This window comes from Bradyrhizobium sp. UNPF46, from assembly GCF_006658625.1.
Classification (GTDB): Bacteria; Pseudomonadota; Alphaproteobacteria; order Rhizobiales; family Xanthobacteraceae; genus Bradyrhizobium; species Bradyrhizobium nitroreducens.
Window position 1 is genome coordinate 56,860 of sequence record NZ_LFJB01000009.1, and the last position, 26,702, is coordinate 83,561.

The 26,702-nt window shown below is 65.9% G+C and carries 9 protein-coding genes; 4 read left to right on the forward strand and 5 right to left on the reverse strand.

Going from position 1 to position 26,702, the window contains the following annotated elements; genetic code table 11:
• Positions 1 to 13 precede the first annotated feature (13 nt).
• Complete coding sequence (locus UNPF46_RS05225) at positions 14 to 1,003, forward strand: LysR family transcriptional regulator (protein WP_245448357.1); 990 nt, start codon at positions 14 to 16, stop codon at positions 1,001 to 1,003.
• Here the strand turns inward: UNPF46_RS05225 and UNPF46_RS05230 are convergent.
• Together UNPF46_RS05230 and UNPF46_RS05235 are read right to left on the reverse strand one after the other, a co-directional pair.
• On the reverse strand, positions 996 to 3,686 hold the full coding sequence (locus UNPF46_RS05230; RefSeq protein WP_142249300.1) for a hybrid sensor histidine kinase/response regulator: 2,691 nt from the start codon (positions 3,684 to 3,686) through the stop codon (positions 996 to 998). The genes UNPF46_RS05225 and UNPF46_RS05230 overlap by 8 nt on opposite strands.
• Positions 3,683 to 4,714, reverse strand: a complete 1,032-nt coding sequence (locus tag UNPF46_RS05235) for an ABC transporter substrate-binding protein (RefSeq protein WP_142249301.1) — start codon at positions 4,712 to 4,714, stop codon at positions 3,683 to 3,685. Before UNPF46_RS05235 ends, UNPF46_RS05230 begins: the two co-directional genes overlap by 4 nt.
• A 293-nt stretch (positions 4,715 to 5,007) precedes the next feature.
• On the opposite strand from UNPF46_RS05235, the gene UNPF46_RS05240 reads away from it, so the two are divergent.
• The 3 genes from UNPF46_RS05240 to UNPF46_RS05250 all read left to right on the forward strand — a co-directional run bounded on the left by UNPF46_RS05240 (position 5,008) and on the right by UNPF46_RS05250 (position 24,533).
• Complete coding sequence (locus UNPF46_RS05240; RefSeq protein ID WP_142249302.1) at positions 5,008 to 5,757, forward strand: hypothetical protein; 750 nt, start codon at positions 5,008 to 5,010, stop codon at positions 5,755 to 5,757.
• A 69-nt stretch (positions 5,758 to 5,826) separates the two neighbouring features.
• Positions 5,827 to 22,839, forward strand: a complete 17,013-nt coding sequence (locus UNPF46_RS05245) for a leukotoxin LktA family filamentous adhesin (RefSeq protein WP_142249303.1) — start codon at positions 5,827 to 5,829, stop codon at positions 22,837 to 22,839.
• Between the two features lie 11 nt (positions 22,840 to 22,850).
• Positions 22,851 to 24,533: a ShlB/FhaC/HecB family hemolysin secretion/activation protein gene (locus UNPF46_RS05250; protein WP_142249304.1), complete on the forward strand. Its 1,683-nt coding sequence runs from the start codon at positions 22,851 to 22,853 to the stop codon at positions 24,531 to 24,533.
• A 129-nt stretch (positions 24,534 to 24,662) separates the two neighbouring features.
• Here UNPF46_RS05250 and bluB read toward each other — a convergent pair whose 3' ends face one another.
• From bluB to cobU, 3 genes are read right to left on the reverse strand one after another with little or no spacing between them, the layout of a single operon-like run.
• Entirely contained in the window at positions 24,663 to 25,295 is a 633-nt protein-coding gene (gene bluB, locus UNPF46_RS05255; protein WP_142249305.1) for a 5,6-dimethylbenzimidazole synthase, read from the reverse strand.
• A 3-nt stretch (positions 25,296 to 25,298) separates the two neighbouring features.
• Entirely contained in the window at positions 25,299 to 26,081 is a 783-nt protein-coding gene (gene cobS, locus UNPF46_RS05260; RefSeq protein ID WP_100177774.1) for an adenosylcobinamide-GDP ribazoletransferase, read from the reverse strand.
• Complete coding sequence (gene cobU, locus UNPF46_RS05265) at positions 26,078 to 26,581, reverse strand: bifunctional adenosylcobinamide kinase/adenosylcobinamide-phosphate guanylyltransferase (RefSeq protein WP_181769794.1); 504 nt, start codon at positions 26,579 to 26,581, stop codon at positions 26,078 to 26,080. The genes cobS and cobU overlap by 4 nt, the downstream gene beginning before the upstream one ends.
• Between the last annotated feature and the right edge of the window lie 121 nt (positions 26,582 to 26,702).

A 26,702-nucleotide genomic window follows, 5' to 3' on the forward strand; every position in this document is an offset into this window, starting at 1 on the left:
TGGCGAGAGTCAGATGCCGAAGCTCGCGAACGGGCATATCAGGACGGCCGAAATGGCAAAGGCTGCGCGCACGCTGCGTTACAATTGGGACGACGTGATCTTCTTCCTGGAGGTCGCACGCACCCGCAATCTCGTTCGCGCCGGCCAGAAGCTGAAGGTCGACCATACCACCGTCAGCCGGCGGGTGAGGGAGCTCGAACGCAGCCTCAACACCACGCTGTTCAAGCGCAGCAAGTCCGGCTTCGCCCTGACCGAGGCGGGGCTGCGGCTGCTCCAGTTCGCCGAAGGCATGGAGAACAACGCCAACGCCATCATCGAGACGGTGGTCGGCTCCGAGAAGGCGGACGCCGCCGGAGCGGTGCGCATCGCCGCCATGGAAGGCATCGGCAGCATGTATCTGACGAGCTGCATGGCCGCCTTCAGCAAGGCGTGGCCCTCGATCCAGGTCGAGCTGATCACCGATACACGCCTGCTCGACATGACGCGCCGCGAGGCCGACATCTTCATCAGCTTTTTCCGACCGAAGGGACGGCGGCTCTCGGTCAAGAAGATCGGCGAGTTCCGGATCTTCCTCTACGCCTCCGATCCCTACTTGCAGCGTGCGGGAACCCCGGCGGATCTGAAGGACCTCGACAACCACGACTTCGTCGATTTCATCGACGAGCACATCCACATCAAGGAGAACCGCTGGCTGTCCGACATCCTGCGGCCGGCTCATGTCGTGTTTCGCAGCACCAGTCTCGTGTCCCAGTACATGGCTGCATCGAACGGGGTCGGAATTGCCATGTTGCCGTCCTATGTGGCGGCCCACAACAAGGATTTGCGTCCGATCCTGCCGAGCTATTTCTCCGTCCGCGACATCTGGCTCTCCGTTCACGAGGACCTGCTGCACATTGCCCGCATCAAGGCGGTCATGGGCTTTCTCGAGAAACGCGTCGCGGCCGATGCCGACTATCTGATGTCGGCGGCACATCCTGCGTCCGCCAGAGCACGTCCTAGCTGATCGGGAGCTGCTCGGCCGGCCCAAGCAAATCACTCAACGCACTCATCGATGCCTTCTGAAGCGCGGCGAGGTCTTGCGCGGCGCTCTGGCATTCAGACGCGGACAGCGCTGGTGCGGTCTCCTCGAGCTCGCGGCTGCGCTCGAACAGGCGGACGAGGCCGAGCGCGCCAGCGGCGCTGCCGAGCTGATGCGCGAGCCGCGCGAGGTGCTTGCGATCGCCGTTCGCTGCGGCCTTGGCGATGTCCGCGATCAGCTTGTCGCTGGTTTCTTGCAGCAGATGATGCAGCTTTGCGATCTGCGTCGGACCCAGCAACTCCTTCTGGTCGTCGAGGAAATGCCGGTCGATCAACGCGCCCGCGGCGAGTTGGGCTGTGGCCGGCGCGTCCGGGGTGTCCTCGATTGCCTCGCGGAGCGCGTTGATCAGGATCGGCTTGCTGACGACCTTGGCGATGCCGGCTCCGGCGAGCCGCTCCCGCGCGCTGCGCGACACATCGGCGGTCACGGCGATGATGCGCGGCATCCTCGGCAGGCCGAGCTTGCCGATCCGCGATGCCGCTTCCACGCCGTCCATGTCGGGCATGTGCAGGTCCATCAGGATGACGTCGAATGACTGATCGCGGGCCAGCGCGACGGCCGAGGCGCCGTTCCTGGCGATCGTGGCGCGGTGCCCGAGCCGGTTCAGAATCGCCTCGCCGACCTCGCAATTGACGGGATCGTCGTCGACCAGGAGCACGCGCAGCTGCCGCGACGGCGGCGGCAACGCGCCTTGCGCGATGCCGCTCGCGGCCAGCCCCAGCGGCACTTCGAGGGCGAAGGTGCTGCCCGCGCCCGGTGTGCTCTCGACCGTCAGCTCGCCGCGCATCAGGCGGCTGAGGCGGCGGGCGATGGCGAGGCCAAGGCCGGTGCCGCCGAACCGTCGTGCAACGCTGTCGTCGGCCTGGACGAAGTCCTCGAAGATCCGCTCGTGCATGTCGGGGGCGATGCCGATGCCGGTGTCGCGAACGGTGATGCGCAGCAGGATATGATCGTCGTGCTGCTCGGCCGCCGCGTTCACGACGATCCCGCCCGATGGCGTGAACTTGATGGCGTTGCCGATCAGATTGAGCAGGATGCGATTGAGCCGGACCGGATCGCCGTGCGCGGCGGTGTTGACCGTCGCATCGCAGGCGAGGTCGAAGGTCAGGCCCTTGTCGACCGCTTGCGGACGCATCAGGTCGGCGGCGGCCTCGATGAGCTGGTGGAGACGGAAGTCGCGCGTCTCCAGCATTTCGGTGCTGGCCTCCAGCCGCGCATATTCCAGCACCGCATCGACCAGCGCGATCAGCGTTTCGCCCGACGCGGCAGCGGTCGCGAGGTGGCGCCGCTGCGCGTCACCGAGGCTGCCGTCGTCGAGCAGTTGCAGCACGCCCATGACGCCGTTCAGCGGCGTGCGCAGCTCGTGGCTGACGACGGCGAGGAAGCGCGATTTGGTCTCGTTGGCCGCGACCGCCACGCTGCGCGCGCGCTCGGCGGCATCGTGCTCGGCAAGCGCGTGGTCGCGCGCCTTCTCCAGCTCCGAGGTACGCTCCACCACCTTGCGCTCGAGCGTCGCGTAGGAATAGCGCAACTGCGCGGCCATGCGGTTGAACTGGTCGCCGAGCGCTTCCAGCTCGTCGCCGGTCTTGATCGCGAGCCGCAGGCCGAGATCGCCGCTGCCGATCCGCCGCGCGCCCTGGGTCAGGAGCTGGATCGGCCCCGTCATGCGCCGGCTGAGAAAGAGAGAGACCAGCACCGCACCGATCAAGAGGACGACGAGCAGGAAGGTCGAACGGCCGATCGATGCATAGATCGGCGCATAGGCCTCGCTGAGCGGCAGCTCGACGAACACCAGCCAGCCGAGCGAGGGGACCGTCGCATAGGTCGAGAGCACGCGTTGACCGGTCAGATCCTCCTTGACCAATCCTCCCGAGGGCGGGCCCACGCCATCGAGCGCGGAGCGCACGTCCGGATGGCCGGAGAGATCGCTGCGCTGCAGGGCCCGCCACAAATCGGGATGCGCGATCAAGACTCCCATGCGGTCGACCACATAGGCCTTGCCGGTGTTGCCGACCCTGATGCCGGCAACGAGGTCCCAGATGAAACGCAGATTGACCTCGGCGACGATCACGTTCGGATTGCGGCCGACGCCGCGCGTGGCGAGCGTCATGAACGGCTCGGTGTCGGCGAAGAAGTAGACCGGCCCGTAATAGGCGCGGCTTTCATTGGCGCCGCGAAAGGCGGGCGAGGCGGAAAGGTCGGTCTTGCTGCCGACCTTGTCTGCAACACGGCGGGACACGCGCAGCTGCTCCAGTCCTCGCGAGTCCAGCTCGGCGATTTCCGCAATCGCCGGCGAGAGGCGCAACAGACGGATGGCGTTCAGGCGCTCGTCTTCGTTGGTCGACAGCTCCGGCGGCAGGCGTGCGAGCCATCTGATCTGGTTCTCGATCTGGCCGACGAACTGGCCGATCTGAATCGCGGCGGAGGCTGCCTGCTCGCGCTGGGTTGCCGCCAGGAGCTGCTTCTGCTCGCGATAGGAGAACCAGACGTCGAAGCCGGTATTGATGGCGAGCGCCGCAAAGGCGAGGGCGACGATCGAGTAGAGATATTTGCGGAACAGCCGGCCGGGAGGCGTGCGCAAAGGTCCCTGGTCGGGCGTCTCGTTCACTCGCGAATCTCGTCGGCGCGCGCGAGCAGCGTGAACGGGATGGTCAATCCGAGTGTGCGCGCGACCGTGCGGTTGATCAGCAGCTCGTATTTCCGCGGCGATTGCACCGGCAGATCTCCGGCCTTGGTGCCGCGCAGGATGAGATCGACATAGTCGGCCGAGCGCACTTCCAGTGTCGGTCCATAGCTCATCAATCCGCCGGCATCCATGAAATAATGGAACGGATAGATCGTGGGCACGCGATACTTGTCGGCCGCCGCAATGACGGCCTGCCGGTTGACGACGAGGAAGCTGTCGACCAGCGCAATCATCGCCGCCTTGGGCGGTTCGGAGAAGCGCCTGACGGCGTCGTCGATCTCCGCCGGCGCGTTGACCGGGGCGGGGACTGCGGACACTCCGGACTCCATCGCCTCCTGCTCGATCGAGTCGAGGAAGAAGCGCCCGCCGCGAGGGGTGGTCGCGGGGTTGAAGAGGATGCCGACGCGGGCGATATCAGGCACGGCTTCCCGGATCAGTTGCAGCCATTTGCCGCCCATCTCGGCCGTGCTGCTGGTGAAGCCGGTGACGTTGCCGCCGGGATGCGCCAGGCTTTCGACGAAGCCGTTGCCCACGGGATCGTTGGCGGTCGCGAACACGATTGGAATGGTCTTCGTTGCGGCAAGGACAGCTGCGGTCTCAATCGTCGATCCCGTCAGGATCACATCCGGCTGGAGTGCCAGCAGCTCCTGAATGGCCGCCTTCAACCGGTCGGGCGGGCCGAAGCTCGAACGGAGCTCGAGGCGGAAGTTGACGCCCTCGACCCAGCCGCGCTGCCTCAAGCCGGCGATGAGGCCGCCGAGGCGCGAGGTCGGGCTGTCGATCATGCTCCGCCTTGTCAGCTCGTCGTCGAGCGGCAATGCGGTCAAGGATGCGACGATCCGCATGCGATCCGACGTTGCGCCGAGCGCGATCCATCCTGCGGCACCTGCTCCCGCAAGGCGAATGAAGCCGCGGCGATCGACCGAGAAAGCGGAACGCCGTTCGGTCATGGAATTCTTTGCATATGGCTTGCCCCGGTTTGTTGCTTAGCGCGAACGGCCGGTGTCCACAATTGATCAAAAAATGCGCTTGTGAATGTTCATTCGCAGCGTTTGGCAGCCCGATACCGTATTCCTACGCTGCCAAAGAGTCGCTGTTTCGAACCTTGTCTCCTCGGTGGCGCCTTGTAACGCCTTGTGGCGTTGCAACATTTTCCGTCTCGGTTGCGGTGACGGTTCGGGGGAGCCGATTTCGCAGCTGCCGATTTTTGAAGCGTTGTTTCAAGTTGTTTCGAAGGTTTTCGATGCGCAAGATCTATCTCATTCCGGCCGTCGTCGGCCTGCTCACCTCCGTTGCTGCCGGGCCGCTCGCGGCTCAGGGCGCCGTGCCGAAGCAGAAGGCCGCGCCGGCCCCCAGGGCCGCTGCGGCTGGTGCTCCCGCTGCGGCCGGCACGCCCGTTGCCGCCGGGGCGCCGTCGGCCGAGGCGCCGGGCGCGGAGGACAAGAGCAAGGCGATCGACGGCTTCCGCTCCGCCAAGTTCGGCATGAACGAAGCCGATGTGCGCGCGGCGATGGCAAAGGACTTCAACGCCAAGCCCGACGCCATCAGGGCGCAGGACAACGCGGCCGAGCTGACGCACAGCATCCTGCTGTCCGTTCCGGACCTGCTGCCGAACGGCGGCATCGCCGAGCTCTCCTACGTGTTCGGCTACAAGTCCAAATCGCTGATCCAGGTCGGCGCGGTCTGGTCGAAGGGAACCGACGCCGCGATCACGCCGGAGAAGCTGTTCTCCAACGCCAACATCCTGCGCGCTCATTTCATGGGTGAAGGCTTCAAGCCCGATTCCATCGCGGTGAACATGCCCGTCGCCGGCGGCATCGTGATGTTCCGCGGCAGCGACGCCAAGGATCGCTCGGTGATCCTGCTGCTGCAGGGCACGTTCGAGAACAAGGAGAACAACCAGCGTGTGCTGACCCCGACCAGCCTGCTGCTGTTCTACGTCGCCGACGCCAAGAGCCCCGACATCTTCAAGCTGCCGCCCGGCCAGTTCTGATGCCCGGATCGCACGACATTCTCCCACCCGGTTGTGGATCGGCGCCAATGCCGATGAAGAGGATCTGACATGCGCGGACCATCTGCGGCGCGAGACGATGACGAGCTGACGACGTTGCGGAAGCTCTCGCGCTTCCGCTCGATGTCGCTGCTCTGCGCGATGCAGATGGTCTTCCTGCCGGTGTACAGCGTCCGTGTCCGGGCGCAGACGGCCAACGTCATCCTCCCGGACGGACGCACCGGGACGTCCTTGCAGACCTCCGGCAGCGTCACCAATGTCACGACGTCGACGGTGTCGGGCAACAGTGCCTTCAACTCGTTCTCGCAGTTCAGCGTCGGGCAGGGCAACACCGTCAATCTGCAGCTGCCGACGGGGACGCAAAATCTCGTCAACATCGTTCGCGACGCGCCGGTCTACGTCAACGGCACGCTGAACTCCTACATGAACGGCGCGATCGGCGGTAACGTCTACTTCGCCGATCCCAAGGGTTTCGTGGTCGGCCGCAGCGGCGTGGTCAATGTCGGCAGTCTCAACGTCTCGACGCCGACGCGCGAGTTCACCGACAGCCTGATCGGCGCGGGCGGACAGATCAACCAGTCGGCGGTCGGCAATTTGATGGCGGGCTCGTTCCCGGTCTCGCCCGACGGCAACATCCGCATCTACGGCCGCGTCAATGCGATCGACGGCGTCCGCCTGACCGGGCAGAACGTGTTCGTCGGCGGCGCCAGCCAGCGCGACATCGCCAATCTCGACCACGCCGCGAAGTTCGCGGCCTCCGTCAATTCCAAGGGCCTGCGCAGCGCCAGCGCGATCACCGTCAGCAACGGCTCGATCCATATCGGCGCCGTCAACAACGCCCGCGTCAACGGACGCCTGACCGCGCGCAGCAAGACCTCGACGCCGAGCAACATCACGGTGCAGGCCGGCAACAACATCGAGATCGGAAAGAACGCCCGGCTGAACATTGCCAGCAAGACCGGCGATGCCGGCGAGATCCGCCTGAAAGCGGCGCAGAATCTGACGGTGACGGGCGGGGCCAGGTTCAACGCCAGCGCGAAGACCGGCAATGCCGGCCTCGTCGATTTCAGCGCGAACGGGATGATCGACATCGGCCAGGGTATCAAGGTCAACCTCAGCGCGGACAACGGCAAGGCCGGCACGCTACTGATCGACCCGACCGACCTGGTCATCGGCGATGCCGCCCAGGGCGACACCGGCGTGACGCTGTCGAACAGCTCGGTTGCGGCTGCGATCAACGGGCTCAGCGCCGGTGCCACCTACCTCATCCAGGCAGACAACTCGATCACGCTGGCGGCCCACGCGATGGTCGATACCCGTCGGCTCGATGCCAATGGTTATTCGACGGGCAATGCCAACGACATCCGGATAGAGGCGCGGATAATCGATATCCAGAACGGCGCGCAAATTCTCGCGCAGGCCGTCAACGCCGCCAGCACGCATTACACCAGCGGCAATGTGACGCTCGCGGCGACGGCGAGCGACAGCAAGCTGTCGGGCCAAGCCACTGCGACGTCGGGAATTACGGTCGACGGCCGGATCACCGGCGGTGACATCACGATCGCATCGGTCTCGACGGCGTCGTCCAGCTTTACGAGCTCGGTCCCTGGCCTCTTTACGCTGGTGGGCACCACGCTCGCGGCTTCGATGCTCGGCATCAACGGCGGCTACGTGGCCGCGAGCGCCACCGCGACGGTTAATATCAACGGCAACGCCAACATCAACGGCACCGGCAACGTCTCCATCGCCTCGCATGGTTCGGAGACGGCGCAGGATCCGGCGATTGCGAGCACCTTGATCGGCGGCTCGCCGATCGGCGCCGCCGCAGTCGTCGGCAAGATCGACGGCAATGTCAGCACCAATGTTGCCTCCGGGGCCACGATCAGCGCAGGCGGCAACCTCGGCATCCACGCCATCAACGATGCAACGTTGGCCGTTACCGCGGTCGCAGCGACCTCCAGCGCGCAATTCGTCGAGACGGTGGCCTATTCCACCGGCTCGGTCTCGACCACGGCCAATGTCGGGACCGGCGCGAACCTTTCCGTCGGCACCGTGAATGCATCCGGCAACTCGCTGACAGTGCGGGCGATCAACAACAACTCGTTCTCGACCGGCGCCACGTCGGTTGCGCTGAGCACGCCGACCGCCAGCGGTGGTGTTGGCGGGGCGCTCGCGATCAGCGACGTCACCACATCCGCAACCGCGAAGCTCGGCGCATCGCTCGGAACCGATACCGCCAATCGGATGAACGGCTCCGTTCTGGTCGAGGCGACCTCGAACACGACGAGCAACTCGACCATGGCGTCGACCATTGTCGGTACGCCGGCCCTGGTCGGCGCGATCCAGGAGTTCTTGGTCTCCAGCCCCAGCCTGACGGGGATGATGGCTCAGCAGATGGTCTCGCTGATGCCGGTGGACTTCAATTTCAAGGCCGCCGGTGCGCTGTCGCTGGCCAACAGCACCGAAAACGCGACGGCATCGATCGGCCAGAATCCGAGCGGCGGCGCGCCGAGCCTTTATGTCAGCGGCAACGTCGCGGTCGTCAGCACTCTCATCGATCGGGGCGTGCGCAGCAATGCGACGGCTTCCGCGATCACCAAGGACGTTACCAGCGGCGAGGGCGTCGCGATCAGCGCGGCGGTCGCCTGGGGCAATTTCAACCACAATTCCAACGCCTATATCGGCAGCGGCACCACCATCAACGCGGCCAACATCGCCGTTGACGCCACCACCTCGATGCCGATCACCAATACCTGGCTGAAGTGGGACGGACTGACCGAGGTCCTCGGCCATCTCAACGGCAATCTCGGCGTTGGCGGCAATATCCTGACGAGCTATGCCAACGCTACGGCCGACGCTGGCGACGTGATCGGCCTCGCCGGCTCGATGAACCATTTCGTCGTCAACAACAACACGACGGCCTGGGTGGCCGGCAGCGCCAGTCTGACCGCGACTTGCACCACCGCGGCCTGCGGCAGCAGCTGGTCCGCGACGGTCAACAACGGTGACGTCCACACCTACGACACCAGCATCCAGATCGCGGCGACCACGACCATGGCGTCGATCGACGCGGCCGGCAATGTCGGCACGCTCGGCTTCCTGTTCGGCAACACCTCGGGCGGATCGTCGGTGGGCGGCGCGCTCAATCTCGTCCAGTTCAACACCAACACCATCGCCGGCGTTTCGGACCGCGCGACGCTGCGTGCGGCGGACGACATCGCCGTCAACGCAATCACCTCGGACCAGTTCGTCGCCGTCGCGCCGTCGTCCGGCAAGGCCGCCGGCGCGCTGGCGCTGAACGGCATCACCTCGCTCGGCTTCCTGAACAACACGACGCATGCCTCGATATCGAGCCAGGCAACCGTCTACGCTCCGACGGTCGGAATCCTGGCGCAGCAGGACCTGTCGGTCATCACGCTGGCGGGGGCAATGAGCCGGAACACCAGCGGCGGTTCGGCCGTCGGATTGGCGGTCGCCTATCTCGGTGCAAACACCGACACGTCGGCCTATATCGGCGACAATCATTCCGATATCAGGCCCGGTCCCTTCAGCGCCGACGATCCGTTCGCCGGCAATGGCGGCGGCAGCGGGGCCGTCAACGTCGACAATCTCACGATCAGTGCGACCACGTCCGGACGCATCACGACCGCAGCGGTCGCGGCTTCGATCTCCGAGCCGCAGGCCTCCAGTTTCTCGGACAAGGCGGGAGCCGCCGGTGCAGGTGCGACCGGCGGGGCCGCCGGCGTGGCGACGGCCGCGAGCAAGATCGGCTCGAGCTCGGGCTCGAGCACCGACGGTTTCAGTATCGATCTCGCCGGCAGTTCGTCGATCGGCGACGTCGCGCTCGGCACCAGCGCCTATATCAGGAACACGACGGTCAACAAGTACACGACGGCTGGCACCGTCACGACCAGCACGATCGTTCAGGCCCTGAACGACACGATGCTCAACAGTGGCTCCGGTTCGGCGGCACTCAATCTGGCCGGGGCATCCGCCCAGGGAGCTGCGATCGGCGGTGCCATTGCCGCGGCGATGTCGAACAACGCGACGCTCGCCTACATCTACGGCACCACCATGAACAACCAGAGTTCGGTGACGGTTCAGGCGCTCAACGGCGGCTCGGAGACCATCGTCGCCATCGGCGTGGCGGGATCGAAATCCAACGCGGCCTCGCTGTCGGCCTCGGTCGGCATCATCACGGACAGCGCCAACGCCTATATCGAGAGCTCGACGATCACGGGACAGGCGAGCGGCGTCAACCGCGCGCTCGAGGTCGACGCCTATCAGACCACGAACATCGCGATCGGCGGCGGCTCGCTCTATCTATCGGGTGGCCAGGCCGGCGTCGGCATCGGGCTGACCTATGCGTCGATCGCTGATCCCTCGGGCGGCAACGCCACCGACGCGCATATCCGTAGCACCGGAATCTCGAACTACGACACCCTGCTGGTGATCGCCGACAGCGCCAGCGTGATTGCGGCTGGTGCGGCCTCGGGCGGGGGAGGGGCCAGCGCCAACAGCCTTGCCGGCGCGGTCGTCGTCAGCGAGATCACGCCGACCACGACGGCCTATATCAACAGCGGCTCGACCGTGAACATCAATGTCGGCGGCGTGACGGTGCTGGCGGATAGTGGCGCTGTGTCGGCGCTGGACACGGCGCTCGGCAACCTCGTCAAGAAGAGCAACAACAACCATCTCGCCACCGACACTTGCACGGCCGCCGGCGGCATGGGGACGCAGAACTGCATCGACTTCAGCGCGGCCGCTCTCAACGACGGCACGGGTAACGGTCCTGGCGCCAGCATCGTCTCCGTTGCGGGCCTGATCCAGGCCGGCAAGAACAACGTCGGCGCCTCGATCGTCTACAACACCGTTGCGACGACGCATTCGGCCTACATCGCCAATGTGCTGATGTCGGCCCCGGGCAATGTCCGCGTCAGTGCGGTCGATTCCTCGAAGATCCAGGCGGTCACGATCGGCTTTGGCCTTGCGACCGGGCAGTTCGCCGGCGTCGGCGGCACGACGATCAGTTCGATCGCCAATACCGTTTCGGCCGCCATCGGCAACAATTTGTCGAGCGCGTCGCAATCGTCCGTCACGAGCCGCAACATCTCCGTCAACGCGACCGACAATTCCAGCATCACCGGGACCGCCGCGATCGCGGGCGCCTCGACGCAAGGCAGCGCCGCGGGCCTCGCGCTCGTCTACAGCAGCATCGCCAACAATGTCACCGCCGGCGTCACCGGCTCCAAGCTGACCGCCTCGGGCAATGTCGGGGTCAACGCGAACTCGAACGCCAACATCTCAACGGTCGCCGTCGGCATTGCGATGTCCTCGCAGGTTGGCCTCGCCGGTTCGGTCGCCACCAATCTGATGGGGACCAACGTCACGGCCAATATCACTGCCGCCGGCACTAACGGCATCAACGGGGCCGATGTTACGGCCACCAACAATGTCTCGGTGCTCGCCGGCAACAACGACAAGGCGGCCGTGTTCGCCGGCGCCCTGTCGATCAGCAAGGGCGCGGCCGGCGGCGCGGGTTCGCTGGTGACCAACCAGATCACCGGAACCACCGCCGCCTATATCTCGGGAGCGAACACCAAGGTCGACGCGCTCGGAACCAGCACCACTGATACGCTGTCGGTCAACAACGGTACGCTCGTCCATGCCTTCGATCTCGGCACGGCCCATGCGCCGACCGACACCACGCCCGACCTCACTGAGAACCAGGACGTCCTGCGCGGCCTTGCCGTGGTCGCGAGCTCGCACCAGGCGGTCGTGACCAACGTCGCGTCGGTCGCCGCGAGCGGCGGCATCTCGATCATGATCAACCCGATCACCAACGTGATGAGCGGGGCGACACGAGCCTATATCGACAGCGCGTCCATCGACACGCGTCTGACCTCGTCGACGCTCAAGCCGCAGATCGAGGTGGCCGCGTCGAGCTTCTCCTATTCCGGCGCGTTCGGCGCTGGCATCGCCTACGGCAGCAGCGGCGGCGGTGGCGCGACGATTGTCTCGACGACGATGTCGCGCGAGACCTTCGCCTATATCACCAATGCCACGGTCGGCGGCGTCCAGTCGTCGAGCGAGACGGTCGGCGCCGTGACCGTGAAGGCCAATGCAGAACAGGATGCGTCCTCGATTGCGATCGGCTTCAACACCGGCTCGGTCGGCCTGAACGTCTTCCAGGCGACCACGGAAGCCTATGTCGACGGCGGCGCGCTGACGGCTTCGTCGCTGACGGTCAACGCCAACAACAGCACCGGCATCTTCTCCGCGAACGGCTCCGGCGCCTATGGCAGCCAGGCCGCGATCGGCGCGGCGTTCCTGGTCCAGGTCTCCTCGAACCGGACGCTGGCCTATGTCGGCGATGAGTTCCGCTATCAGGGCAATGGCGCCGCGCACACCACGGCGCTCAATTTGAGCGGCGTGCTCGACGTCGAAGCCAAGACCAAGAACCGCTTCGAGGCCTATGCCATCGGCGGCGCGCTCTCGACGGGCACCGCCGCGATCGCCGGCATGGCGAACATCGAGGTCGCCAACAACACCACCATCGCCGGCGTCTACGACACCACGCTCCAGGGAGTGACGGGCGGCGCGGCCGGCGCGGTCACGATCAACGCCAACGAGGACGTCGCGATCAAGGAGATCGCGGGCGCGCTCGCGGTCGGCGCCAGCGGAGGAGGGGTCGGCGTCGGTGCCGCCGCCAACGTGATCAGTTTCAAGAGCCGGACCGTCGCGGAGAGCTGGAACAGCAATCTGAACTCGTCCGGCGCGATCAATGTCAGTGCACTCAGCACCAAGGAGGTGCAGTCCTACGCGGTCACCGCCGGCATCGGCGGCAGCGTCGGAATCGGCGCGACTGTCGGCGTCATCATCATCGGCACCAACACCGCCGACGCCGACACCCAGGGCCAGCAGACCGGCCAGCTCAATCAGGGTGGCAACGGCACCATCGCATCCGTCAACAGCGGCACCAGCAACACGCATGGCAGTGGTGCGGTCGCCAGCGGCACCGCCGGCAATCCGAACAGTGCCAATGTCAGCTCGACTTACGATGTCAGCAGTGTGCTGAGCGGGGGCAACGACGCCGTCGTCGCGCAGATCGCGGGCGGCAACGTCACGGGCACGCAGGTCAATGTCGCTGCCACCAGCGCCAATGCGGCCAAGATGTATCTGCTCGGCGCCGGCTTTGCGAAGAATCTCGGCATCGGGGCCGGCATTGGCTACACCAGCGTCAACAGCACCGTGCTCGCCAATTTGAGTGACTACGGACGCAACGGCTCCGGCGTGCTGGTGGCGGCAGATACACCTTTGGCCGTCTCGTCGCCGTCCGTCACTGTTACGGCCGTCGTCAAGGACGCCAATACCGGCCCCTATAGTGGCAAGACCATCGATACCGAGGCAATCGCCGGTGGTGCGGCGCTCTACTTCGGCGCTCAGGCCTCGGTGGCGGTCGGCAATGTCAGCAACACCGTGGTGGCCCTGCTCGGCGGCCAGATCACGGGCTCGGGCGGCAACGGCGTCGCCGTCCTGGCGCAGGATTCGACGAGCCAGGTCGTCTTCACCGGCGGCGCCAGTGCCGGTGCCGTGGCCGTCGGCGCTTCGGTCGCAACGGCGAGCCGAAACAGCTCGGTCACGGCGCGGGTCCTTGACGGCGCCACCATCAACACCTCGACATTGGGTGTCGGGGCCTCGGGCGCCGGCACTTTGAGCACGACGGCAACGGCGCTCTCGGGCGGTATCGTCTCGGGTGCCGGCGCGGATGCGGAGGCCCACGAAGACTCGGGCGTGCTCGCCGAGATCGGATCAGGCGCAGCGATCACCACGTCTGCGACCGGTGACGGCACGCTGGTCGGGGCCGCGATCACGCCCAATGTGTCGAGCGAGGCGATCGGTGTTTCGGTCGGCGGCGGTGCGGTCGGCGTCGCCATCGCCCAGTCGACGGTCGGCGCCAGGGTCACTGCGGATGTCGGGGACAACACCAGCTTCTCGGGCGGCAAGCTCGCCGTCACCGCGATGGCGCTCGTCCCCGTCATCGGCACGCAAACGAACGGAAGCACGACGACGCTGATCTACGGCACGACGACGTGGGCCAAGGCGCTCGCCGGCGGCGGCGGCTCGCTGATCGGCGCGCAGGGCAGCTACGCAAAGGCCTCCGAAAACGCGACGGTCAACGCCTATGGCGGGACGGGGATCCGGCTTCCCAATGCCGACGTGTCCATCAAGGCGGAAAACGACAGCTCGCAATATGCCGAGGGGACCGGTCTTTCGAGCGGCTTCCTGGCCCTCGGCGCCACCGTCGCGCAGACGTCGTCGAGCGCGCACACTTACGCATATCTGGGCGCGCCGGCGGATATGGATGCTCTGAACCGCGCCGCCTACACCGGCAAGCTCACCATCCGTGCGGACGGCATGGACACGAATGTCTCCAACGCGCTGGTCGGCGCGGGCGGTACCTACGCCGGGGCCGCGGCGGTCGCCACCACGAGCTCGACCGCCGTGACGAACGCGCGGTTCGACGGCGGCACGGCGGACGACACGATCTATCTCGGCGGCCTGACGATCAAGGCGACGCACACCACGAACTACGCGGCCAGCGGCGACGCCTATCAGGCGTCCACGGCGGGCGTTTCCGCCGGAAAGGCGAGAAATGAGGTCGATTCCACCACCACGGCGGACGTAGGGACGCATCTGATCATCAACTCGGCGGCCGGCGACATGGTCGTCATCGCCAACGACATCGTCAATCAGGCCGGAGGCGGCGCGCGATCGGGCTCGGGCGGCTCGTTCTCGGGAGCGGCGGCGCTGAGCGAGTCCTTCGTGACCCAGCGCGTCACCACCAATCTCGGCGCCGGCACGGTGCTGAGCCTCAACGACGATCCCAGGACCTCGACCGCGGTGATCAACATCGAGGCCTACAACACGCTGAACACCAACGATACCGCGAGCCTCGCCACCGCCAGCTTCTTCGCCGGCGGCGGCGCCGAATCCAACATGACGGCGAACGCCACGCTCGCGGTCAACATCAACGCCCGCGAGCTGTTCAGCGCCGGCAAGATCTATGTCGGCACGGCCGCGAAGATGGCGGCGGCCAACAACGCCAATGCCAGCCTCTACGGCGCGATCGCAGGCGTCGGCGCCAGCACCAACAGCTGGGTTCACGCCAACCAGTCCGTCAATGTCGGCGACAACGCGAAGATCGTGGCCTGGCGTGACATCACCATGTATGCCGGCCTGTCCGGCGATGGCACCGTCTTCAGCAGCATCCAGGCGACGGCAACCACGGTGGTCTACAACAACACCGCCATTCCGATCTCAACGCTCTATCGCGGCACGGCCAATGCCGACGACGCCACCAGCCTGACGCTGGCCCCGACCTCGAGCGTGCTCGGCGCGCGCGACATCTATCTCGGCGCCACGCAGGGCCAGGTCACGGCCACCGGCAACGGCAGCAACTACAATCCGTATCTCGATATCTTCAGCGCCAAGAACAGCGACAACCACAGCCACACCAGCGGAACCGGCGATGTCGCGCTCAACGGCCTGGTGGTGGCGGGCATCAACAACGACGTCACGATCACAATCGAGCTCGGCGCGGGCACGCCGACCCTGAGCACGACGAGCCCTTACTCCGCGCTGACCCTGGAGTCCGTCTCCGACGTCAATCACTTCAGCCCGGTGATGAGCTGGAACCATCAGACGGTCCAATACGCCATCGTCGGCAACTTCAATCCCTACCAGCTGGTGGTCAACCAGCTGGCATCGCTGACCGGCCTCACCGAGGGGCAGGTCCGCTCCCAACTCGCGGCGGCGACGCCGACGTCGCCCGCCACGATGTCGCCGTCCGGCACCGATCCGACCGGCGACATCCAACGGCAGATCGACACCTTGATCAAGCAGGCGCCGTTCACCTCCGACGCGCCCGGCAACGCCTTCGCGTTCGGCGACATCCTGGTGTCCGCCGGCAACGTCTCGATCCTGGCGCAGAAGCTCACCGGAAACAGCGGCACCAATCCTGCCGCGCCCGCGGTGATCGCGCGCAGCTCGCCATTGATCAAGATCGAGAACAAGGGCCTCGACTTCATGAGCCTGGGCAACCTCACGGTCACCGAGGTGACCGGAGGTAACATCACCTATCGCCAGATCGACCATGTCGACTCGGATTCGCACTCCAACGTGACCTTCACCGCGATGCCGAGCGCGACGCCGGTCATCGACGTCTCCGCCACCTACAACCGTCTGGATCCTGACTCCGGTCAAGGCATCGACCAGAACGGCAACGTGCTGACCCGCACGCCCGACATCTATTTCAACGGCGCCGTCAACAACGCGAACGGCCTGCTCAAGATCATCAACAATCTCGGCAGCGTCGTCGCATCGCAGTCGCTCAGTGCCGCGACCGTCCAGATCGTGGTGCCCAAGGGCACCTTCACCTTCCTCGGCGGTATCGGGAGCTTCTACGACAGCGGCAGCGCGGTCACCTCGCAATGGGCCACCACTGAAGACAGGCCCGAAGACACGCTGACGGCAGTGATGACGGCGGCGACCTATCTCGGTGCCTACGGCGACTACTACACCGCTCCGCATATCGGCTCGGGAGGGGATCACCCATATTTCTATTACTGCTGCGCCAGCGGCAGTAGCGGCATCTATCAGCCAGTCGGCAACGCCGACGCCAGCACGATCTTCACCGCGCGCATGCTGATGACGTTCTACGACGGCACCTCGCTCTATTCGTCGATCTTCCTGCCGATGGGCCAGGGCGCGCCCGGCAACGGCAATCCCAACGCCGGCAGCGTACCGAGCGTCAGCACGCTCCAGCAGATCGAGGGGCCGACCAGTCAGGTCATCTCGACTGCGCCGTGGGAGAAAACGACCTATGACGGGCGGAACGTCTACGCGGATAGCGGTCCGTACAAGACGCCGTTCAACTGCGCGGGCTGCTCGGCCTTCTTCCAGGTCATCAACATCCAGCCGGATGCGATCACGGCGAAGACCGCGGATACGCCGGCCACCGCGACGTCCACTCGGACGATCACCGGACAGGCGGTGATCATCTCGGCGTCGGTGATCAACATCAACGGCACCATCCAGGCCGGCTCCAGCAGCAATTACTCGGTCAACATCGGCGCCGCGGCGTACGATGCCATCTATGGCAGCAACGGCCTCAAGAACCGCAACGGCGGCGCGGACTTTGCCGCGGCCCAGGCCAATGCGCGCAACGGCGTCTATTACGACATCTCGGGCTCCGTGACGGCGTCGGCCAGCGGCGACGCCAAGATCGGGGTCAGGTACAACGCTCTGACCGACCAGCTCATCCTGAACGGTGTTGCGCAGGGTGCCGGCGGCTACGTCTATCTGAACGGCAAGATCATCTCGACATCGACCGACAACACCCAGACGCAAGGAAACATCGAGATCAAAGGTGGCGCCGGCACGGTCACGGTCAACAACACCAGCGGGCTTGCGCTCGTCACCAACGCCATCAATACCACCGCCACCGCCCAGAGCGTGGTCGAGATCGTCGACCAGCTCCAGGGCAAGACGACGTGGTATGTCTACGATCCCAAGGCCGTGAGTAACCAGCAGGTAACGAAATACGAGACCAACAGCGTCACTGCGGCCGCGATCGACCCGTCGATGCTGACAGCCCGGACTGGCACGGCCGGTATCCAGTACGCGACGCAGGCGAACATGCTCTACCAGTGGGTCGACACCGCCACGGTGGATCGACCGACGAACAGCACGCAGTTCGACTACGGCTGGCACTTCACGCCCAATCAGACCACCGGGGAGAACTGGACCCGCTCGATCAGCCTGGTTTCGGGTACGCAGGCCAGCAACTACCAGAAGGTCACCACCGCCACCGGCAGCTATCACTGGGCCGACGGCGTAGACTCGCACGGCAACATCAATCCGCTCAACACCCACCCCGAAAAGTGCTGCGGCGCGGACGCCCAGTACAATTGGTACCAGGCGATCTATGATCATCTGACGCTCACTCTGACCAACACCGTCAAGGCGTCGAACCCGATCAACATCAAGTTCACCGGCGGCAGTAGCAGCGACGTCGTGGTCAATTCGACCTCCGGCATCGTCATCAACGGGTCGATCAACAACCAACAGGGCGCGACGACGCTCGCCGCCACCGGCGCCAACTCGACGATCACGGTCGGCGCCAATGCCAACAACCCGGTGATCTCGGGGACGAGCGTGACGCTTCGGGGTGACGGCGGCATCGGCACGCTCGGCACCACCAAGGCGCCCGTCCAGGTGCAGCTCTATGGCGGCAGCCTGACTGCCAGCTCGATCGACCGCGACATCGCGATCTCGGCCATCGGCGCGCTCTCGATCAACCAGGTCAAGGTGAATTCCGCGGGCGCCACGCCGCAGGGCAACGTCTTCCTGTCGGCGACCGGCGACATCAACTCGGCTTCCGCCTACAACGTCGCCAACCCGGTCGTGATCGGCAAGAATATCGAGATCAACTCCACGTCCGGTGCGATCGGCGCGACGAGCGCCGTCGTCAACAACGCCTCGACCCTGACCAATATCAATCCGCTGGTGATCCAGGCGACGGGGACGGTTCAGGCGAGCGGCGCCGTCGATGGCGGCGTGCTCGACAGTGCCTCGGCCACCGGCACCTACATCATCCAGTCCAAGGGCGACCTGCGCCTCGGCACGATCCAGTCGACCGGCGGTCCGGTGTTCCTGGAGGCTGCCGGCTCCGACGGCAACCAGGCCAGCATCCTGAACGGCCGAGCGGCGGTCGGTCTCACCCAGGCGCAGAGCCAGCATCTGCAGGACGTCTGGACCAGCCTCGACCTGCTCAGCGGCAACGCCGCCACCAACGCCGTCAACAGCTACCAGGCGATGGTGACGTCGGCCTACAACGACTACTTCCAGCTCAGGAACATCGCCTTCCCGAACGGCAGCACCTATGCGCCGACTTCGGTCGGCCTGACGGTGCTGCGGGCGCAGGTGGCTGCCAAGCTCGGCATCGATCCCGCGAACGTCTCGACGACGGACATGAAGGTCGAGGCGACGACGCGGTTCCTGAGGGATCAGTTCCTGCTCGGCAAGATCACCACCGACGAGCTCAAGAGCTCGCTGACGACCTTGCTTGGCAGTGCTCCTTCGGATCCGCTGGGGACGGTGTTCGGCAGCTCGCTATCGACGACGCTGTTCACGAAGCTGTTCGAAGGCGTCTCGACGGCCAATCAGCGCATGCCCACCAACACGGCGCTGCTGACGGCGCTGAACACCTACAATGCGAACTATAGCTACACGCTCGCATCGACCGAGCGGGTCTACGGCGTCATCACGGCGGGCGCGCAGTGGACGCAGAGCCAGCTGGCCTATACCGTGTCGTCGTCGTCGATTGGCGCCGCGCCGCCGCCGATCGACGAGAACGTCATCGCCAATGTCAGCGCCAACCAGATCATGCTCTACGCGCCGCGCGGCTCGGTCGGCAATTCGGCGGCGCCCCAGACCTTCACCTTCACCAGCGTCGATGCCTCGTCGCTGACGACGGAGCAGAGGGCGTTGCTGTCCTCGGCCGGTCCCGGCCAGCTCACCGTCGGCGCGGTGACGGACCCGACGACTCATGTCACGACCTATACCGTCAGCCTGTCGCAGCAGAACCTCGTTGTCGTCGACAACCCGATCGCGATCTCGGCCAAGGCGCTGACTAATATTTATCTGGGCAGCAAGAACAGCCTCGCGCTCGGCGGCGTCACCGCGAATTACGGCCCGATCACGGCCGCGCAGGCCAACGGCATCCAGGTGACCGGCCGCGGCGACGTCAAGCTCGACGCCGTCAGCAGCATCTCCGCCAATGTGGGCGGGGCCGTGATCTCAGGCGATATCGCCAACCTGACCCTGATCGCCGAGCGTGGCAATGTCGGCGCTCCCTCGGGAACCGCCGGGAGCAATCCCGCGACCAACCCGAACGCGATCCAGATCGCGTTCGCCGACCCCGCCAACGACCAGCTCGATCACGTGTCGTCGGCGCAAGGCATCTACGTGAAGCAGACCACCGGCGATCTGATCCTCGGCAACATCTCCGCCGCCAATGCGATCCAGCTCGCGGCGACCGGCAGCATCTACGCCGAAGCCGACTTCACGGACCGGAGCGCGATCCACGTTCTGGGCACCGATCTCGACCTGCGCGCCGGCGGCAGCATCGGCTTCAACGGCGGGGCCTTCCAGCCGCTGCAGGTGAACATCTCGGGCGCAGTGACCGGCTCGTCGGTCGGCGATCTCAGCATTCTCGCGGTGACCGGTGATCTCGCGGTCGGCACCAGCGGCCCCTATGGGACGCTGACCGCCGGCGGCGCCCTGACGCTGAACGTGGCGCGCGGCGCGCTCACCATCAATACTGGCATCACCAGCGACGGCCTGATGCAACTGCTCGCCAACCGCGGCATGAGCTTCGCGGCCGGCACCAGCGCGGCGCCGGTGGTTGCGACGAGCAGTACGGGCGGCGTGACGCTGGTCGCCGCGACGCTGTCGATGGGGGCCTATTCGGCCATCAACGCGCCCGGATTGATCTCGGTGACGACGACCGGCGACGCGACCATCGGCCAGCTGAATTCGTCGCTGTCCTATGCGGCCGCTTCGAACACGCCGTCGATCGTCGTCACCGCGGGCGGCGTCGCCTCGCTCGGTGCGATCATCGACAATGGCGACGGCCAGACCAAGTTCGTCGCCTCCGGCGCGGGCGCCGAACTGTCGCTGAGCGCATCGAACGGCATCGGCAACGCGACCAGCCGGTTCATCCTCAACGCCACGCGACTGTCGGCGAGTGCCAGCGCCGGCGACATCTACGTGAAGGTTCTGACCGACACCGAGGTGAGCCTGCTGTCCGCAGCGAAGGGCAATGTCGATATCATCGGCACTGGCGAGCTGACGCTGGCCCAGGTGCTGGCGGGCACCGCGACCGGCGCGAGCGGATCGTTCAGCGCCGTCACCAACAACGGCAGCATCGTCATCGGCACCGCCGACAGCAGCGGCTCGCAGATGGTTCATGCCAGCGGGAACGTGACGTTCAAATCGCTCGCAGCCGTCGGCAACAGCGGCGATGCCGGCAACATCGACGTCACCGCCGACACCGGCTTCATCCTGGCCCAGACCGTGGTTTCGGGCGGCGTGACCACGCTCGGCTCGGTCTCGGCCCATGGCTCGGCGAGCCTGCTTGCCGCCACGACCATCACGGGCAACAATTTCGCCGCCACGACCGGCTCCGGATTGCTGACGGCCAACGGTGGCCCGATCAACTGGAATGTCCTCAATGCCGGGACGACGCTGGGCGCGACGGCGGGGCAGGGCAGCATCACTTTCCAGACCGCGCAGAGCGGGGGCACGCAGACCCTCCGCGCCCGCGACAACGTCACGTTCAACGCGCTGACCACGACCGGCATCAACGGCGATGCCGGCAACATCAACGTCACCGCCGACACCGGCTTCATCCTGGCCCAGACGGTGGCGTCCGGCGGCGCGACGGGCCAAGGCTCGGTCTCGGCTCATGGTTCGGCGACCCTGCTTGCCGCCACGACCATCACGGGCAACACGCTTGCCGCCACGACCGGCTCCGGCCTGCTGACGGCCAATGGCGGCCCGATCAACTGGAACGTCCTCAATGTCGGGACGACGTTGGGCGCGACCGCGGGGCAGGGCAGCATCACCTTCCAGACCGCGCAGAGCGGGGGCACGCAGACCCTCCACGCCCGCGACAACGTCACCTTCAACGCGCTGACCGCGACCGGCATCAATGGTGATGCCGGCAGCGTCAACGTCAACGCGGACAACGGTTTCATCCTCGCGCAGACAGTGACATCGGGCGGCGCGCCGACGCTGGGCTCGGTCTCGGCCAACGGTTCGGCCAGGTTGATCGCGGCGGGCGCCAACACCGGTCATAGCCTCACGGCCTCGACCGGCAATGCGGTCCTCAGCGGCACGGTCGTTCGTTGGGATAATCTCAACGCCGGCGGCACGCTCGACGTCACCGCGACGACGGGAGGGATTACCGTCGGCACCGCCATCAGCGGCGGCACGCAGACCCTGCACGCCGTGAACGACATCGTCTTCAGCCAGCTCACCACGACGGGAATCCCGGGCGATGCGGGCGACCTCAACGCCACGTCCGACACCGGCTCGCTGCGTGGCGGGTCGATCTCCGCCCACGGCGATACGCATTTCCAGGTCGCCGGATCGGTCGCGTTCGACCGGATCAGCGGCAACGTCGTCAAGATGCGGTCGTCGGGTGATCTGACGATCAACTGGGTCAGCGTCGTGAGCGAGCTCGATCTCGCGGCCGACACGATCAACGTCAGGGGCGAGCAGGTCCGGTCAAATCCGGCGATCCCGCTGGTCATGAACATCACCGGCTACAACGGCGGCGTTGCCAAATATGCCAACGTCTCGATCGACCCTGACAGCATCATCGTCAATCAGTTCAGGGCGGTGGATGCGAATTTCTGGACCGACGCGCACACCGTCTCGATCCTCAACGGCTACGTGCCGGGCCAGCTGATGCTCACCACGGCGACCCAGCAGGTGTTGCTCAACAACCGCACGCCGGCGCCGTCGAACTGGCCGACGCTCCAGCTCTACCAGCCGGGCGGTGTGTTCACGATGAGCCAGGCCGGCAACGCCAATGTCAGCAACGCCTATGTGGTGTTCTATACCGGCGGCGTCTCCGCGACCGTCACCAATTACGGACCGAGCCACACCTGCTGCAACGACTTCACCGGCGCCAGCATGATGCGGAACATTGCGGTCGACGGCGAGGGCAAGGAGAGCATCGAGGCCTGGCTCGCGAAGAAGGACGGCGGAACGTTCTACCAGCTCGGCCTCTCCGGCCAGGCGCGGCTCGATGCGCTGCTGATGCCGCGGCCGGTCGAGGCCGTCGGCTCCGGCCCCGCCGTCAACATCGAGGGACTGAGCGACATGCGCAAGCTGCGCCAGAAGGGGCAGCGTGCGGGTCGCGCGGGCTGGAAGGACGCGGCGATCGAGACGGCGAGCCCGGCGATTGGCCGTCTTGCCGAGGCATGGTAATCGGATTCGGGATGCGGATTCTGGGGGCAGCATTTGCGGTTGGGCTGGCAGCGTCCTGCATCGCCTCCGCGCGTGCGCAGTCGATCAATCCCGGCGTGATCCAGAACGACGTCGACCGCCAGCGCCGGCAGCTCGAGCAGCAGAGCGCGCCGCCCAAGCTGACCGGGCCGGCGGTGATCGGCGGCGAGCGGGAAAAGTCCCAGCTGCTGAAGCCGGGCGGGCCGAAATTCCGCCTGCGCAAGGTCACGTTCGATGAGTCCAAATTCATCACGCCGGCAGAGCTGGACCAGATCGCGAAGAAATATGTCGGTAAGGACGTCGACATCGCGGCGCTCCTGCAGCTCGTCGCCGACATCAATGCCGTCTATGCCGCGCGCGGCATCGTCACGGGCATCGCGACGCTGCCCGACCAGGACGCCAAGGGCGGCGTCGTCCGCGTCAAGCTCACCGAGGGCCGGCTCCAGAAGACGACCGTCGAGGGTAACAAGCAGACCCGCACCGACTACATCCTGGATCGCGTGAAGGAGCCCGAAGGCGAGGTCCTCGACGTTCCCAAGCTCAACCGGGACGTGATCTGGTTCAACCGGACCAACGACGTGCAGATCAAGGCGCTGCTGCAGCCCGGCACGAGCTTCGGCCTCACCGATCTCCAGTTCGCCGTGATCGAGCCGCCGGTCGACACCTTGCAGCTCTTCACCGACAACCAGGGCTCGGAGAACACCGGACGCTGGGAGGGCGGGGCCTTCTACAAGCGCCACGGCCTGTTCGGCGTCGACGACCGCCTGACCTTCTACGGCGTTCGCTCCGACGGCAATCTCAACGGCAATGTCGCCTACAACATTCCGGTCAATCCCTGGGGCGGCCGCGCCGGCGTCAGCTACACCGAAGGCAAGATCAAGATCGTCCAGGGCCCGTTCGTCGCGCTCGACGTCACCGGCCGCTCGAGCCAGGCCGCGGTCAATTTCAGCCAGCCGGTCTGGGTGACGCAGGACTGGCTGGTGCTGCTCAACACCGCCTTAACCGAGGGCAAGACGGTCAGCCGTTTTGCCACCGTCGCAGTCACCGACGATCACTACGACAAATCCACGGCGGGCGTCTCGGTGACCAAATCCGGCAACACCTATTCGATCACGGTCTCGCCGGCAGTGAACTACGTTGCTTGGCACGATCACGTGCTCGGTGGCAACCGCGCGTTCACCACCTATACCGGCTCCATGCTTGCGACCAGCGCCGCGGGGCCCGCGAATTTCAGCGCCAATGTGCTGGCGAGCTGGCAGTACACGCAGGAGAAGCTGCTGCCGGGTGACCAGATCTTCTCGATCGGCGGTCCAACCACCGTGCGCGGCTATCCCTCCAACGCGGCCTCCGGCGACAGCGGCTATTATTTCAACGCCGAGCTGCACTACAACTGGTCGCAATGGCTGAGGGGCTTCGACACCTACATCTTCACCGACTACGGTGCGGTGTATTCGACCTTCCCCGGCGTCACCGAAATGGCCTCCGTCGGCGTCGGCTTCTCCTGGACCTATGCGCAGTTCATGACCTTCGAGGCGAACTACGCGACGCCGGTGAAGATGGCGGTGTCGACCCAGAACCATTACGAGGCCTACGGCCGCGTCATTTTCCGGCCGCTGTTGATGTTCCAGAAGCAGGAAAGCGCGGCACCGGCGGTGGCAGGCAGGAGCAAGTCGTAGCGGAAGGTCGCGCCGCTCTCTCCGCCGTCATTGCGAGCGTAGCGAAGCAATCCAGACTGCCTCCGCGGAGGAATTCTGGATTGCTTCGTCGCAAGGGCTCCTCGCAATGACGGAGGATAGTGCGGTCTTCTAACGCCGCAGCGTAAACTCGTCCGCGCCGCGCCGGTGCTCCCATTTCGCCTGCTCCAGCTCCGGCTGGTCGCACTCGGCTTCCGGGTAGCCGATGCAGAGATAAGCGATGAACTTCCAGCTCTGGGGCACGTCGAGAATGGCGTGGATGCGATCCGGGCTCAGGATCGACACCCAGCCGAGACCGATGCCTTCGGCGCGCGCGGCGAGCCACATCGCGGTGATCGCGGCGACCACCGAATATTCCGTCGTCTCCGGCATGGTGGCGCGACCGAGGCCGTGCCCAACGTCGCTGGCCTTGTCCGCGAACACGGCGAGGTGGCCGGGCGCCTGTTCGAGGCCCGACAGCTTCAGCGTGGCGTAGCGCGCGGCGCGTTCGACGGAATAGCAGCTCAAGGCATCGGCGTTGCACGCCCTGAAATCGTCGATCACGGCGCGGCGGCGCGCGGCATCGTCCACGATGACGAAGCGCCAGGGCTGGCTCAGGCCGACCGAAGGCGATAGGCAGCCGGTCTCGATCAACCCATCGATGGCGCCCTCCGGCAGCGGATCGCTGCGGAAGCGGCGCACGTCGCGGCGCCACACGAACAGCTCGTGCAATTGCCGGCGGAAGGTGTCGTCGAACGCGACCATGGATCAGCCTCCCGTTGGGAAGGATGCGGCGACCAGCAGGATCAGGATCTCGCCGATCTGCTCGAATGCGCCGAGGATGTCGCCGGTCTGCCCGCCGATCTGGCGAATGGCAAGCCGCGCCAGCAACAGTCCGGCGAGCGACAGCAGGAACAGGCCGGCAAGCGCCTTGGCTGGTCCGAGCATCAGGACAAGAGCGAGCGTACCAAGTGCAAAGGCGACAGCGACGCTGCGGCCGGGCGGCGCTCCGGCGCTCGCCGACAGCCCATCCGGCCGCGCTGGCGGCACCAGCGACATGAAGGCCGGCACGCCGGCGCGGGCGGCAGCGTGCGCGGCGCAGAGCGCGAGGGCGACGGCGAGGGGGTTGGCGATGACGGCGAGTGCGCTCCAGCGCAGGCCGAACGACAGGATCAGCGCGCAAGTCCCATAGGTGCCGATCCGGCTGTCGCGCATGATCTCGAGCTTGCGCTCGCGCGTCCGACCACCGCCGAGCCCATCCGCAGTGTCGGCAAGACCGTCCTCATGCAGCGCGCCGGTGATCAGCGCGGTGGTCGCGAGCGCGAGCAGGGCGGCAAGGCTCGGCGACAGGCCGACGCGGATGGCGACCTTGTAGATGAACGCGCCGGCCAAGCCGACCAGCAGTCCCGCGATGGGAAGCGCCCAGGTCGCGCGTGCGACGGCGCCGTCAGGTGCGGGCTTCGACGATGCCACCGGGAGGATCGTGACAAACGATGCCGCCATCCTGAGATCGGCAACGATGTCCTTGAGAATCTCGGCGCGCGGCATCATTTCAATTTCATGGGAAGGCCGGCGACCACGAACTCGACCTCGTCGGCGGCGGCCGCGATCATCTGGTTCATGAGTCCGGCCGCGTCGCGATAGCGGCGCGCGAGCGCGTTGTCGGGGACGATACCCAGGCCAACCTCGTTGGTGACGAGGACGACGGGGCTCTTCAAGCCGGGCAGGGCGGCGGCGAGCGCGGCCACCTCGCGTTCCCAATTGCGCTCGGCGTGCATCAAATTGGAGAGCCACAGCGTCAGGCAGTCCACCAGCCGTGCGCCGCCGCCGTCTGTCGCGACCAGCGTGGGCACGAGATCGAGCGGCACCTCGCGTTCGATCCAGTCGGTTCCGCGCCGCGCGCGATGCGTCGCGATGCGTGCTTGCATCTCCGCGTCGAGCGCTTCGGCCGTCGCGACATAGACGGGCTGCCCGGGAAAGGCGCGCGTGCGCAATTCCGCACGCTTGCTTTTGCCCGATCGCGCTCCGCCGGTAATCAAGATGACGGCCATGAAGGTCTCCTGGAGGGCCTGACTAACCACCAATCGCGGCCAAAGACAAAGCCGAAATCAGGCGTGGAGGGGCTTGCGCTCAGCCCTTGCTTTGCGCAACAGGGGCGGGACAGGAGGCGGG

Coding starts and splice junctions, on each gene's coding strand:
- UNPF46_RS05225 (WP_245448357.1), top strand. CDS start 14: ATGCCGAAGCTCGCGAACGGGCATATCAGGACGGCCGAAATGGCAAAG.
- UNPF46_RS05235 (WP_142249301.1), bottom strand. CDS start 4,714: ATGACCGAACGGCGTTCCGCTTTCTCGGTCGATCGCCGCGGCTTCATT.
- UNPF46_RS05240 (WP_142249302.1), top strand. CDS start 5,008: ATGCGCAAGATCTATCTCATTCCGGCCGTCGTCGGCCTGCTCACCTCC.
- UNPF46_RS05245 (WP_142249303.1), top strand. CDS start 5,827: ATGCGCGGACCATCTGCGGCGCGAGACGATGACGAGCTGACGACGTTG.
- UNPF46_RS05250 (WP_142249304.1), top strand. CDS start 22,851: ATGCGGATTCTGGGGGCAGCATTTGCGGTTGGGCTGGCAGCGTCCTGC.
- bluB (WP_142249305.1), bottom strand. CDS start 25,295: ATGGTCGCGTTCGACGACACCTTCCGCCGGCAATTGCACGAGCTGTTC.
- cobS (WP_100177774.1), bottom strand. CDS start 26,081: ATGATGCCGCGCGCCGAGATTCTCAAGGACATCGTTGCCGATCTCAGG.
- cobU (WP_181769794.1), bottom strand. CDS start 26,581: ATGGCCGTCATCTTGATTACCGGCGGAGCGCGATCGGGCAAAAGCAAG.